This is a genomic window from Candidatus Binatia bacterium (assembly GCA_036563615.1).
In the GTDB taxonomy this organism is placed as follows: Bacteria; Desulfobacterota; Binatia; order UBA12015; family UBA12015; genus DATCMB01.
This window is the reverse complement of the sequence record DATCMB010000014.1, coordinates 468,124-480,805: the sequence shown is the minus strand read 5'-3', so window position 1 is coordinate 480,805 and position 12,682 is coordinate 468,124. Positions and strand designations below refer to the sequence as shown.

The 12,682-nt window shown below is 72.3% G+C and carries 11 protein-coding genes; 7 read left to right on the top strand and 4 right to left on the bottom strand.

Annotated elements, in window-relative coordinates; translation table 11 throughout:
- Positions 1–195 (bottom strand): hypothetical protein (locus VIS07_12525; protein ID HEY8516333.1); only part of this gene is annotated, 195 nt, incomplete at its 3' end.
- Between the two features lie 152 nt (positions 196–347).
- On the opposite strand from VIS07_12525, the gene VIS07_12520 reads away from it, so the two are divergent.
- Together VIS07_12520 and VIS07_12515 are read left to right on the top strand one after the other, a co-directional pair.
- Positions 348–2,030 (top strand): hypothetical protein, encoded by a 1,683-nt coding sequence (locus VIS07_12520; protein HEY8516332.1) that lies wholly within the window; start codon positions 348–350, stop codon positions 2,028–2,030.
- 88 nt (positions 2,031–2,118) lie between these two features.
- Entirely contained in the window at positions 2,119–3,579 is a 1,461-nt protein-coding gene (locus VIS07_12515; GenBank protein HEY8516331.1) for a sulfatase, read from the top strand.
- 103 nt (positions 3,580–3,682) lie between these two features.
- Here VIS07_12515 and VIS07_12510 read toward each other — a convergent pair whose 3' ends face one another.
- The gene (locus VIS07_12510) at positions 3,683–5,629 is read right to left on the bottom strand and encodes a PKD domain-containing protein (protein HEY8516330.1); all 1,947 of its coding nucleotides are present in this window, start codon (positions 5,627–5,629) and stop codon (positions 3,683–3,685) included.
- Positions 5,630–5,723: 94 nt separating this feature from the next.
- Between VIS07_12510 and VIS07_12505 the strand changes: the two genes are divergently transcribed.
- The 4 genes from VIS07_12505 to VIS07_12490 all read left to right on the top strand — a co-directional run bounded on the left by VIS07_12505 (position 5,724) and on the right by VIS07_12490 (position 10,660).
- A complete protein-coding gene (locus tag VIS07_12505) occupies positions 5,724–7,934 on the top strand; it encodes a right-handed parallel beta-helix repeat-containing protein (protein HEY8516329.1) in 2,211 nt (736 codons plus the stop codon).
- A 72-nt stretch (positions 7,935–8,006) separates the two neighbouring features.
- Entirely contained in the window at positions 8,007–9,116 is a 1,110-nt protein-coding gene (locus tag VIS07_12500) for an S-(hydroxymethyl)glutathione dehydrogenase/class III alcohol dehydrogenase (GenBank protein HEY8516328.1), read from the top strand.
- 18 nt (positions 9,117–9,134) lie between these two features.
- Complete coding sequence (locus VIS07_12495; protein ID HEY8516327.1) at positions 9,135–10,229, top strand: alpha-hydroxy acid oxidase; 1,095 nt, start codon at positions 9,135–9,137, stop codon at positions 10,227–10,229.
- A 41-nt stretch (positions 10,230–10,270) separates the two neighbouring features.
- The gene (locus VIS07_12490) at positions 10,271–10,660 is read left to right on the top strand and encodes a cupin domain-containing protein (protein HEY8516326.1); all 390 of its coding nucleotides are present in this window, start codon (positions 10,271–10,273) and stop codon (positions 10,658–10,660) included.
- Positions 10,661–10,740: 80 nt separating this feature from the next.
- Here the strand turns inward: VIS07_12490 and VIS07_12485 are convergent, their stop codons facing one another.
- Both VIS07_12485 and VIS07_12480 read right to left on the bottom strand, forming a co-directional pair.
- Positions 10,741–11,607 (bottom strand): SDR family oxidoreductase, encoded by an 867-nt coding sequence (locus VIS07_12485; protein ID HEY8516325.1) that lies wholly within the window; start codon positions 11,605–11,607, stop codon positions 10,741–10,743.
- 52 nt (positions 11,608–11,659) lie between these two features.
- On the bottom strand, positions 11,660–11,953 hold the full coding sequence (locus tag VIS07_12480; protein HEY8516324.1) for a TMEM165/GDT1 family protein: 294 nt from the start codon (positions 11,951–11,953) through the stop codon (positions 11,660–11,662).
- A 303-nt stretch (positions 11,954–12,256) separates the two neighbouring features.
- Here VIS07_12480 and VIS07_12475 point away from each other — a divergent pair, with 303 nt between their 5' ends.
- The gene (locus VIS07_12475; protein HEY8516323.1) at positions 12,257–12,673 is read left to right on the top strand and encodes a nuclear transport factor 2 family protein; all 417 of its coding nucleotides are present in this window, start codon (positions 12,257–12,259) and stop codon (positions 12,671–12,673) included.
- Positions 12,674–12,682 lie beyond the last annotated feature (9 nt).

The window sequence follows — 12,682 nt, the reverse complement described above, 5'->3', positions numbered from 1 at the left end:
GCCGTGCGGCCCGGTCGGCGGATCGCAGACGTAGGTCCAGCCGCCGTCCGCGCGCTCGCAGGCGAGGACGGCGTCGATCGCGCGCGCGGTCTCGGGCGGCAGCGCGCCGCCGTCGGCGGTGCGCGCGAGCGTCGGCAGCGTCAGCAGCGTCGACAGGAGGACGAGGACGAACGCGGGGGCGAGGCGGCGGCGCATCGAGCCCTGCTGCGAACACCAAGCGCGCGACGCTGGCAAGCGCCGCACGGCGCGCGCGGTTGCCGGGTGCGTCGCGCGCTCGCCTGGGCGCCAGCGGGCGCGGCGCGACGCGCGCGGTCAAGGAATCGCCTGGCACAGCCGATGAGGTTTGCGTGGCAGCGCTAGACGACGACCCCGAGGCGGAGAGGGCGGTGCGCGACCGTCCGCCGGCCGCGTACTGGCTGCTGCCGGCGCTGGTCGCGCTGCTGCGCATCCTGCCCTACGAGGCGTCGCTGCGCTTCGAGCCGCCGCCGGGCGGCGCGGTCCTGCAGCTCGGCTACATGCCGAAGGACACGCTCGCCTACCTGTCGTTCATCCGGCAGGTCGCGGAGGACGGCTCGTTCCTGCTGGTGAACCAGTTCACCACCGAGCCGCAGACGCCGCGCTTCGTGCTCTTGCTGCACTGGCTGCTCGGCGTCGTCTGCCGCGCGACGGGGCTCGCGCCGTCGCAGGTCCTCGAGCTGTCGCGCGTGCCGCTGATCTTCGTGTTCTTCGCCGTGCTGTGGAGCTTCCTGCGGCCGATCTTTCCCGAGCGCCGCGTGCGCGTCCTGTGCTGCGTGCTGGTCGGGCTCGCGGGCGGCGTGGACTGGCTGGTCGAGCCGCTGCTGCGCTTCGCGCCGCCGGGCGTCGCCTGGGAGTTCTCGATGTCGACCCAGGACGTGTTCGGCTGGAGCACGTTCGAGGGGATGTTCAACCCGCTGTGGATCGCGGGCCTGACGCTGCTCCTGGTCGCGCTCGGGCCGATCCTCGACCCGCGCGGGCCGCGGCGCGTGCGCGACGACGTCGCCATCTTCGGCGCCATCGTCCTGCTCGCGGCGACGCATCCGTACTCGGCGGTGGTGGTGGCGGGCGTCGCGCTGTCGCTGCCGGTCGTCGAGCTCCTGCTCGGTGCGGGCTTCGACGTGCGACGGCACGCGCGCATCTGGCTCGCGCTCGCGCCGGCGCTCGCCTGCGTCGCGCTCTTGTCCTGGTGGCAGTCGCGGGATCCGGTCTACCGGCTCGCGTCGGACAACTTCTTCGGCCCCGAGGACATGTCGATCTTCTTCTACCCGTTCACCTTCGGCGCGACGCTGGTGCTGGCGATCCTGGGCGCCCGCATCTGGGTCGAGGAGCGACACCCGTACCGCTTCGCGCTCACGGCGTGGCTCGCGTCGGTCGTGTGGCTGCACAGCTCGCCGCTCGTGAACGGCTATCATTTTCTTCTTTACGTTCATCTGCCGCTGTGCGTCTTCGCCGCGCCGGCGCTGGCGCGGCTGTGGGAGCCCGCGCGCCTGGTCGGGCCGGCGCGCCTCGCGGGCGCAGCGGCGCTCGCCTTCGTGCTGTTCGCGGCGCCGTTCGCGGTGACCTGGCGCGCGATCGGCGACGTCGCGCGCCACAACACCTTCCCCGCGGACTACGGCGACGTGGTGCTCGATCTGCAGCGTCGTCCCGCCGGCAACGCGCTCGTGCCGCCGCGGCTCGGCAACATCCTGCCGGCGTTCACGCCGCACCACGTCTGGGTCGGGCACTGGTTCCTGTCGCCGGACGTGACCCAGCGCACCGAGCGCTACCAGGCCTGGACCAGCGATCCCGCGCGCGCCGACGAGCTGCGCGCGCTCCTCGCGGAGCAGGCGATCGACTACCTGGTCGTGCCCACGGAGCGCGCCGAGGCGGTCGCGCAGTCGCTCGGCGGCGCGGTCGCCGAGCGCAGCGCGTACGGCAGCGTGGAGCTGCTGGTGCTGCGTCCTGCGGACGCGCCTGCGGGCGCGCCTGCGCGGGAGATGCTCGGCGACGCTCGCGCGACTCGCGCCAACTGATCCGGGCTGACGCCGGCAGCGCGAGCCGTGCTATGGTCGCGCTCCGCCGCGCGCCTCGTCCTGCGGCGCCGCGCTCCGTCTCGGCTCGATGTCCGCACGATCGAACGATTCCCGCCACGGCGCTGGCACGCGCCTCGGCGTCGCGCGCCTCGTCGTCGCCGTCGTGGCGATCGCGCTCGCGGTCGCGGCGGCGGCGCTCGCCTGGCGCGGCACGGAGCCCGAGCGGCGGCCGTCCATCGTGCTCGTGACGGTCGACACGCTGCGCGCCGATGCGCTCGGCGCCTACGGCTTCGAGGGCCCGGTGTCGCCGCACATCGACGCGCTCGCGCGCGAGTCGATCGTCTTCGAGCGCGCGTTCGCGCAGGCGCCGTGGACCAAGCCGTCGATCGCGTCGCTGTTCACCTCGCTGCAGCCCGACACGCACCGGGTCGTCACCCATCGCGGGCTCTACGGCGGCGCCGGCCACGAGGGCACCGACGCGCTGCCGGCCGACGCGGTGACGCTCGCCGAAGCGCTGCGCGACGCGGGCTACGCGACCGCGGCCTTCGTCGCGAACCCGTGGCTCCTCCCCGAGCACGGCTTCGCGCAGGGCTTCGACGTGTTCGACGCGGAGCCCGTCCTCGGCCAGGCGCCCGGCGCCGCGGTGATCCTGCGCCGCGCGCGGCGCTGGCTCGAGAAGCGCGACCCCGAGCGGCCGTTCTTCCTCTACCTGCACTTCATGGACGTGCACGGGCCGTACGATGCCCCCGACGCCGACTACGAAGCGGTGCGCGAGAGCCCGGGCTTGCCCGCCTCGCGCACGCTCACCGCGGCGGAGAAGGCGCTCCTGCGGCCGTACCTCACGCGCGTCCCCTGGGTCAGCGAACCGGGCGGCGACGATCTCCGCACCTGGCACGCGCGCTATCTCGCCGGCGTGCACGAGCTCGACCGCGAGCTCGGCCCGTTCGTCGACGAGCTACGGGCGTCCGGTGCGCTCGATCAGTCGATCTTCGTCTTGACGTCCGACCACGGCGAGGAGCTGCTCGAGCACGGCAACTGGGACCACGGGCACGCGCTCTACGACGAGCAGATCCGCGTGCCGCTCGTCGTCCGCCTGCCGCGCGGCGCGGGCGGCGGACGGCGTGTCGAGGAGGTCGTCAGCCTGATCGACGTCATGCCGACGCTGCTCGCGAAGGCGAGCGCCGCGGCTCCGTCCGCGATGCAGGGGCGCGATCTGTCGCCGCTGCTCGAAGGCGGCAAGGGCGACGCTGCGGCGGCGACCTTCGCGGGCGGCGTCAAGTGGAAGCCGGAGATGCGCTCGGTGCGCACCGCGACCGCGAAGCTCATCCGCGACCCGAGCGCCGGCCTCACGCAGGCCTACGACCTCGCGCACGACCCCGGCGAGAAGCACGACGTGTCGCGCGCGCAGCCGCAGCTCGTCGCCGAGCTCGAGCGCACGCTCGACGAGCACCGGCGCGCGCTCGCGGCGCGTCCCGCGCTCTCGCCGCAGAAGGTCGAGATCTCGGACGAGACGCGCGAGCGCCTCGAGGCGCTCGGCTACACGCAGTAGCGCGACACGCAGCGACGCTGAGACGCGCAGCAGCGTCGCGACTCGGCGCAGTGCGGCGACACGTAGCAGCGTCGCGCCGCCGCCTCGTCGTCGCGCCCCCGCATCAGCCCGAGCGGCCGCGGAACAGCACGCCGGTGCTCTTCGTCGTCTTGCCGGCCTGGTAGACGCCCTGCCAGCAGGCGCCGTCGCTCGCGACGAGCTGCGCCGTCACCGGGAGCGTGAGCGGCAGCGTCGCCGCGGGCAGGTGCACGCCCTTGCCCTTCACGACCAGGCGCGGGTTCTTGCCCGACGTGACGCGCGCCGAGTGGATGCCGCCCGGGTAGGCGCCCGCGTCCTTGTAGCGGTAGCCCGTCGTGCCGACGCGGCTCCACTTGGCGCCCGGGCGCGCGCCGGTCGCGAGCGCGAGGCCGCTTCCGTCGTACACGCAGAGCGCGTACTCGGTGGTCGCCGTCGGGTCGCCGAGGTCGGCGAGCGTCGTCGTGCCGCGGCTCCAGGTGAAGGTCAGCGAGCGGCGCGCGGCGGCGCCCGGCTCGCGCAGCACGAACGACGTGCGGCCGTCGCGGCAGCCGGCGAGCGGCGCCGGCGCGCAGAGCGACGTCACGCCCACGGTCACGGGCTCGATGATCGTGCCGGTCGCACCGGCGTCGTCGCGCACCGTCAAGCGCACGAAATAGGTGCCAGGCTTCGTCCAGGTGTGCACCACGCTGCTGCCGCTCGCGAGGGTGCCGTCGCCGAGGTCCCACTCCCAGGCGACGATGCTGCCGTCGGCGTCGCTCGATGTGGTTCCATCGAGCGTCGCCGGCTCATCCATGGCGACCGTCGGCGTCGTGACGTCGAACGCCGCGGTCGGCGAGACGTTCCCCGGGACGGGCAGGTCGAGCAGGTAGACGTGCACCTCCTCGGGGCCGATCGTGCCGGAGAGCTGGCCCGCGACGACGCTCATGCCGCCTTCCGCGCGGTCCGGGAACGGACGGAGCGCGGGGCCGACGGCGCCTGGCGGAAGGTCGAGCGCGACCGCGTGCGACGCGTTGCGCTCGGTGCTCAGCACCGCGACCACGAGCTGCTGGCCGAGCTGCCACGACGCGGCGTGGACGCGCGCGTGGCCGGTCGCGAGCTCGGTGCGCGTGCCGTGCAGCAGGAAGGGCGTCAAGCTCTTCAGCTCGCGGTTGGTGTTCGCGAGGTCGGCCCACAGCGCCGGCGCGCTCTTCGGCAGGTAGCGGCTCGAGCCCTCCCACATCGTGTACCAGAGCACGCCCTTCGCGCCGCGCAGCAGCGCTCCGTAGAGCATGTTGCGCGCCTCGCGCGGCGTCGGGTAGCGGCTGCCGTTCCAGCGGTACGCCTGCGGGTTCGCGACGAAGGTCTGACCGGTGCCGGCGAGCTGGTCGCGCACCCAGTCGAAGCTGTCGATGTTCTCCTGCAGCGCGTACTCGTCGGGCGCGTTCTGCGCGCCGAGCGGGTAGCTCTGGAAGCCCATCACGTCCATCGTCCCGGCGAACTCGGCGATGCGGTATCCCGGGAACGAGCCGCCGCTCGCGTAGCTCAGGTGCTGCGGCGCGAGCGCGTGCAGCGTGTCGTTGCGCGCCGCGATCTCCTCGGGCGGGTAGTTGTACGACGGTCCGGCGTACGGGAGGTTGAAGTCGTCGGCGATCAGCCAGCCGATGATCGCGGGGTGATTTTTCCACTTGTCGACGAACGCCGCCGGGCCGTTCGCCGGCCACGGCACCTCGCCGATCACGTACACCCCGCGCGCCGCGGCGGCGTCGAGCAGACCCTGCGTGTCGTCGCGCGCGTCGATCGTCGTGTGGAAGAGGTTGAAGCCCGCGTCGGCCGCGAGGTGCAGGTCCGGCACCGCCTTTCCGCCCTGCCGATTGCCGATCCACGACACGTGGTAGATGCCGATCGGGAAGAAGGGCTCGCCGTCGACGTGGATGTTGCCGTCGACGCCGATCGTCGCGGTGGTGGCGGTCGCGCGCGCCGGACCACCGAGCACGACGGCGAGCAGCGCCAGGGTGACGAGGAGCAGGCGTGGGAGAGGTGCCGGTCGAAGCATTGCGCCAGGTTCGACGGAGGGCTCGCGCTGGTCAAGACGCAAGTCGGCGATCGAGCGCTCGCTCGAAGACGAGCGGCCGTGCTAAGCGCGCCGCATGACGCCGTACCGCGTTGCCCGCCGGCTCCTCGCAGCGGTTGCGCTCTCCGTGCTCTTCGCGACGCGCAGCGGCGCCGCGATCCTCACCGTCGCCGAGTCGGGCGGCGATTTCACGACGATCCAGGCGGCGCTCGACGCGGCGCAGCCCGGCGACACGGTGCGCGTGCGCGAGAAGGCGACGCCGTACTTCGAGAAGATCGTCTTCCCGCGCAGCGGCAACGCGACCGACGGCTTCATCAGCCTCGAGGCGCACCCGGGCGAGCGGCCCGTGCTCGACGGCGCCGGCGTCGCCGGCAAGAACATGGTGCTGATCGAGGACCGGAGCTGGGTGCGCATCCAGGGCTTCGAGATCCGCAACAACCTGAAGGTCAACGACGGCTCCGGGATCCGGGTGCTGGGCTCGGGCTCGCACATCGAGATCCGCGACAACGTGATCCACGACATCCGCGGCAAGCACGCGATGGGCATCACGGTGTACGCGACCGAGGCGACCCCGATCTCGAACCTGGTGATTGACGGCAACGTGATCCACGACTGCGAGCCGGCGACGAGCGAGGCGCTGGTGCTGAACGGCAACGTCGACGGCTTCGCGGTGACGAACAACGTCGTGCGCGACGTCAACAACATCGGCATCGACTTCATCGGCGGCGAGACCAGCATCCAGCCCGATCCGAGCAAGGTGCCGCGCAACGGCGTCTGCCGCGGCAACCGCGTCGAGCGCGCCCGCTCGTCCTACGGCGGCGGGTTTGCGGCCGGCATCTACGTCGACGGCGCGCGCGACATCGTGATCGAGAACAACGTCGTCACCGAGTCCGACATGGGCATCGAGGTCGGCGCCGAGAACCGAGGTCAGGTCACGAGCGGCATCGTCGTGCGCAGCAACGTGATCCTGCGCAACGAGAAGGCGGGCATCGTGATCGGCGGCTACGCGGCGAGCGTCGGACGCGTGCGCGAGAGCGAGATCCGCAACAACACGACCTTCGAGAACGACACGCGCGGCGCCGGCTTCGGCGAGCTCTGGATCCAGTACGCCGAGGACAACGTCATCCGGAACAACGTCTTCGTGTCGACGGCGGCGAACCTGCTGCTCGCGTCCTACGGCGGCAACGTCGGCAACCTGCTCGACCACAACGTGTGGTGGGCGCCGGGTGGGGCGTCCGCCGCGCGCTTCGTCTGGAACGGCGCCGAGCACGTCGGCTTCGCCGCCTACCGCGCGGCGACCGGGCAGGACGCGAGCTCGCTGTTCGCGGATCCGCTGCTCGCCGCACCCGGCGCGGGCGACGTGCACCTCGCGCCGACGTCGCCGGCCGTCAACGCCGGCGATCCGGCGACCGTCGTCGCGCCCGGCGAGACCGACCTCGACGGCGCGCCGCGGCTCTCGGGTCCGCGCGTCGACGCCGGCGCCGACGAGATCACGTGCGGCGACGGCGTGGTCGATCCGGGCGAGGAGTGCGACGACGGCGGGCTCGTCGACGGCGACGGCTGCGACTCGAACTGCACCTTCACCGCGTGCGGCAACGGCATCGTCACCGCGGGCGAGCAGTGCGACGACGGCAACCTGGCCGCGGGCGACTGCTGCGATCCCTCGTGCGCCTACGAGCCCGCCGGCAGCCCGTGCGACGACGGCAACCCGTGCACCAACGCCGACGCGTGCGCGGCGGGCGCGTGCGCCGGCCTCGAGCAGCCGGCGCCTGCGTGCTTCGCGGCCGCGCGCACCTCGCTCGTCCTGCAGGACCACGCGAACGACGCGCGCGACCGCCTGGTGTGGCGCTGGACGCGCGGCGACGAGGTGCCGCGCGCCGCGCTCGACGATCCGCTCGGCGGCGCGACCTCGTACGCGCTCTGCGTCTACGAGACGAGCGCCGGGGTGACGAGCCTCGCGCGGCCGCCGATCGAGATCCCCGGCGGCGGGCTCTGCCGCGGCAAGCCGTGCTGGAAGGCGGTCGGCACGGTCGGCGTCAAGTATGTCGACCGCGACCGCACGCCGGACGGCGTCGACAGCCTCGTCCTGCGCTCGGGGCCGGCCGGCAAGTCGAGCGTCGTGCTGACCGCGAAGGGCGCGACGCTCGCACCGCCGTCGCTGCCGCTCGGTCAGGATCCGGCGGTGACGGTGCAGCTCGTGAACGACGCCGGCGCCTGCTTCGGGGCGACCTACGCGGCGCCGGCGCAGAAGAACGACGCCGGTCAGTTCCGCGACAAGACGCCTTAGCGCGGCCGGCCCCTTGCGCGCGTCGCGGCTCTGCGCTTCGAAGGGCGACGACATCCGAGCAGGAGGAAAGCCGTGAAGAGCAAAGCCGCAGTCGCGCACCGGGCGGGACAGCCGCTCACGATCGAGACCGTCGACGTCGCGCCGCCGCGCGCGGGCGAGGTGCTGGTCGAGATCAAGGCGAGCGGCGTGTGCCACACCGACGCCTTCACGCTGTCGGGCGCCGATCCCGAAGGATTGTTCCCCGCGATCCTCGGCCACGAGGGCGCGGGCATCGTGCGCGAGGTCGGTCCGGGCGTCACCAGCGTCGCGCCGGGCGACCACGTGATCCCGCTCTACACGCCCGAGTGCCGGCAGTGCGAGTACTGCCTCTCGCAGAAGACCAACCTCTGCCAGGCGATCCGCGAGACGCAGGGACGCGGCGTCATGCCGGACGGCACGAGCCGCTTCTCGCTGAACGGCGAGACGGTGCTGCACTACATGGGCACGTCGACCTTCTCGAACTTCACGGTGCTGCCGGAGATCGCGGTCGCGAAGATCCGCAAGGACGCTCCGTTCGACAAGGTCTGCTACATCGGCTGCGGCGTCACGACCGGCATCGGCGCGGTGATCAACACCGCGAAGGTGCGTCCCGGCGACAACGTCGTCGTGTTCGGGCTCGGCGGCATCGGGCTCAACGTCATTCAGGGCGCGCGCATGGCCGGCGCCAACATGATCGTCGGCGTCGACATCAATCCCAAAAAGCGTGTGCTCGCCGAGAAGTTCGGCATGACGCACTTCGTGAACCCGAACGAGGTCGAGGGCGACCTCGTGCCGTACCTCGTGAATCTCACCAAGGGCGGCGCCGACTTCAGCTTCGAGTGCATCGGCAACGTGAACGTGATGCGTCAGGCGCTCGAGTGCTGCCACAAGGGCTGGGGCACGAGCATCATCATCGGCGTCGCGGGCGCGGGGCAGGAGATCTCGACGCGTCCCTTCCAGCTCGTCACCGGGCGCGTCTGGAAGGGCAGCGCGTTCGGCGGCGCGCGCGGCCGCACCGACGTGCCGAAGATCGTCGACTGGTACATGGAGGGCAAGATCGACATCGACAGCCTGATCACCCACGTGATGCCGATCGAGGAGATCAACCGCGCCTTCGACCTGATGCACGAGGGCGAGTCGATCCGCAGCGTGGTGACCTTCTAGGGCGGCGCGAGAAGCGTCATGCGACCGACGCCGCCGTCGCGCTGCGATCGTCTCGAGGCGGAGGCCGAGCGCCTCCTGCCGCGCATGGTCTACGAGTACTACGCGGGCGGCGCCGGCGACGAGATCACGCTGCGCGACAACCGCGCCGCGTTCGAGCGTCTGCGTCTGCGGCCGCGCTTCCTGGTCGACGTGAGCGCGCGCTCGCTCGCCACCACCGTGCTCGGACGCGAGCTGCCGGCGCCGTTCGCGATCGCGCCGATGGCCTACCAGCGGCTCGCGCACCCCGACGGCGAGATCGCGACCGTGCGCGCCGCGGGCCGCATCGGCGTGCCGATGATCCTCTCGACGATGGCGACCACCAGCGTCGAGGAGGTGGGTGCTGCGGCGAGCGCGCCGCTCTGGTTCCAGCTCTACGTCTGGCGCGATCGCGGCGCGACGCGCGCGCTCGTGCAGCGTGCGGTCGCCGCGGGCGCGCAGGCGCTGGTCGTCACCGTCGACGCGCCGCGCCTCGGCACGCGCCGGCGCGACGTCGAGAACGTCTTCACGCTGCCCGACGGCGTGCGCCTCGGGAACCTCGAGGGGCTCGGCGTGCCGGAAGCGCCGAAGGTCACCGCCGGCTCGCAGCTCGCCGAGCACTTCTGGATGCTCTCCGACCCGTCGCTGTCGTGGCGCGACCTCGAGTGGTTCCGCTCGCTGACCGACGTGCCGATCGTGCTGAAGGGCATCCTCACCGCGGAGGACGCCCGCCTCGCGGCGCAGCACGGGGCGTCCGCCGTCGTGGTGTCGAACCACGGCGGACGCCAGCTCGACGGCGTCGTCGCGACGCTCGACGCGCTGCCCGAGGTCGCGGACGCGGTCGGCGACGCGATCGAGGTGTGGGTCGACGGCGGCGTGCGCTCGGGCGCCGACGTGCTGAAGGCGCTCGCGCTCGGCGCGCGCATCGTGCTCATCGGACGTCCCGTGCTGTGGGCGCTGACGGTCGGCGGGGAAAAGGGCGTCGTCGACTTTCTTTCATGCTTGACGGAGGAGATCGACGAGGCGCTGGCGCTCTGCGGCTGCCGCTCGCCCGCCGACGTGACGCGCGCGCACGTCGCCGTGGCCTCTCGCCGCTGATCCGCAAACCCTGCTAGGCTCGCGCCCGGGAGGGCTCGGTCATGGCCATGCAGCTCGCGCGAAATCCCATCCACCTCGGGCTCGGCGCAACGGCGGTCAGCGAGCCCGAGTTCACCGGCATCGGCTGGTACGCGGACTACTCGCCGCGGCACGCGTCGGACGGCGTCGAGGGACGCCTCGTCTCGATGTTCACCTTCTCGGCGCCGTGGGATTCCTGGGAGATGCACCCGCAGGGCAGCGAGGTCGTGCTGTGCACGTCGGGCGCGTTCACGCTGATCCAGGAGATCGATGGGCGCGAGGTGCGCACGCGGCTCGAGCCCGGCGAGTACGCGATCAATCCGCCGGGCGTGTGGCACACCGCCGACGTCGAGGGCACGGCGAGCGGGGTGTTCATCACCGCCGGGATCGGCACGCAGGTCCGGCCGCGCTGAGGACGCGCCCTCCTTCTCGAGTCAAGCTCAATAAAACGCCTGCGAGCTCCGGCGAAGCGACGCGCCCGCGCCGCGCGGCGTCACTCGACCGAGCGCAGCACCCCCTCCTGACCCGTCGTGCCGCGATCGACGCCCGCCGCCAGCTGCCCGAAGCCGCCGCCGAGGCCCGCGATCGCGTTGGCGCCGCGCGCGGTCGCGCCGCCGTCGACCACCAGCGCCTCGCCGGTGATGAACGCGGCCTCGTCGCTCGCGAGGAAGAGCGCCGCCGCGGCGACGTTCTCGGGCTCGCCCGCGTCGGGCCACGGCTGGAACTTCTCGAGCAGCGGACGCATCGCGTCCGGATTGCCGCGGTGGATGAGCGGCGTCAGGATGCCGCCCGGGCAGATCGCGTTGACGCGGATGCGCGCGGGCGCGAGCTCGACCGCCACCGCGCGCGTCAAGTTGATCACCGCCGCCTTCGCGGCCGAGTACGCCTGCGGCCCGTCGCCGCCCGACAGCCCGGCGATCGACGCCGTGCTGAGGATCACGCCGCCCGTGCCCTGCGCCTTCATCGCGCGCGCCGCGTGCTTCATGCCGAGGAACACGCCCTTCACGAGCACGGCGAAGGTGTAGTCCCAGTCGTCGGCGTCGAGGTGCGTGATCGGGCCGAACGCGCCGGCGACGCCCGCGTTGTTGAACATCACGTCGATGCCGCCGAAGTCCTGCGTCGCGACGCGGACCGCGCCCTCGACGTCCGCTTCGCGCGCGACGTCGGTGCGCACGAAGCGCACGCGATCGCCGGCGCCCGCGCGGCGGGCGAGCTCGAGCGTCTCCTGACCGGTCTCCTCGTTCAGATCGGCGACGACGACGCGCGCGCCCTCGGCGAGGAAGCGCAGCACGGTCGCGCGTCCGATGCCGTTGCCGCCGCCCGTCACCACCGCCACCTTGTTCTCGAGACGTCCTGCCATGGCGTGACCCCCTGAGGCGGAAACCCTATCGGCCTCGCGCCTCGGGCTGCAATCACTTCCCGACGAGGACCGCGAGGCCGAGGATGGCGAACAGCGCCGCCGCGGCGATGCGAATGCCGCGCAGCGGCAGCCGCGAGGACAGCGCGCCGCCGAGCCGCACGACCGGCGCGTTCGCGATCAGCATGCCGAGCGTGGTCGCGAGGACGACGGTCGCGAGCGCGTCGTAGCGCGCGGCCAGCATGACGGTCGCGACCTGCGTCTTGTCGCCGACCTCGGCCAGGGCGACGAGCGACGTCGAGACGACGAACTGCACGAACGGATCCTTGCGGGCGGGAGCGAGCACCACGACGCGCACGGCCGTCCCGCCCGGGTTCGGCTCGTTCGCGCCATGGGTCTCGTCGAACCGTGGGCTCCCGACGCCATGATCTGCCGATCAAGTGTCTTGACGTCGGGCTCGCGGCACGGCCGCGATCGACTACTCCCCCAAGGACGGCTCGTGCCTAGCGCGCGCTCTCACCGGACGCCAGCGTCGCTCTCGTCGGCAGGGAAGGTCCGGTCGAATTTTTTCCGCTCGTCGGACGAGCCGCGCGAAAGTCGCTTGCGTCGGCCCGCGCCGCGTCGTCAAGTCAGCCAAACCCCGGAGGCCAACATGGTCACGCCGAAGCACGTCGAACACCTGCGCGAGATGTACCGACTGTGGGCCCTCAGCAAGGGACGCAACTTCGAGCCCTGGCTCGCGATGCTCGGCGACACGATCCGCTTCCGCTCGATGGGTGGTGACCTGCCGAACGTCGAGTTCGCACGTGGCGGCATGTCGCGCGCCGACGCGGAGCGCTACTTCCGGCTCCTCGTGCGCGACTGGGAGATGCTCGAGTACGAGGTCGAGGAGCTGATCTGCGAGGGCGACCGCGTCGCGATGCTCGGACACTGCGCGTGGCGCAACCGGCACACCGGCAAGGTCGCGCGGTCGCTGAAGGCGGACTTCTTCCGCTTCGAGGACGGCTACATCGTCGAGTTCACGGAGCTGTTCGACACCGCGAGCACGATCGCCGCAGCGACGCCCTGACGAAGCTTC

Excerpts from the sequence above, each read along its gene's own strand:
- VIS07_12515 (HEY8516331.1), top strand. The coding sequence starts at position 2,119 with ATGTCCGCACGATCGAACGATTCCCGCCACGGCGCTGGCACGCGCCTC.
- VIS07_12510 (HEY8516330.1), bottom strand. The coding sequence starts at position 5,629 with ATGCTTCGACCGGCACCTCTCCCACGCCTGCTCCTCGTCACCCTGGCG.
- VIS07_12505 (HEY8516329.1), top strand. The coding sequence starts at position 5,724 with ATGACGCCGTACCGCGTTGCCCGCCGGCTCCTCGCAGCGGTTGCGCTC.
- VIS07_12495 (HEY8516327.1), top strand. The coding sequence starts at position 9,135 with ATGCGACCGACGCCGCCGTCGCGCTGCGATCGTCTCGAGGCGGAGGCC.
- VIS07_12490 (HEY8516326.1), top strand. The coding sequence starts at position 10,271 with ATGGCCATGCAGCTCGCGCGAAATCCCATCCACCTCGGGCTCGGCGCA.
- VIS07_12485 (HEY8516325.1), bottom strand. The coding sequence starts at position 11,607 with ATGGCAGGACGTCTCGAGAACAAGGTGGCGGTGGTGACGGGCGGCGGC.
- VIS07_12475 (HEY8516323.1), top strand. The coding sequence starts at position 12,257 with ATGGTCACGCCGAAGCACGTCGAACACCTGCGCGAGATGTACCGACTG.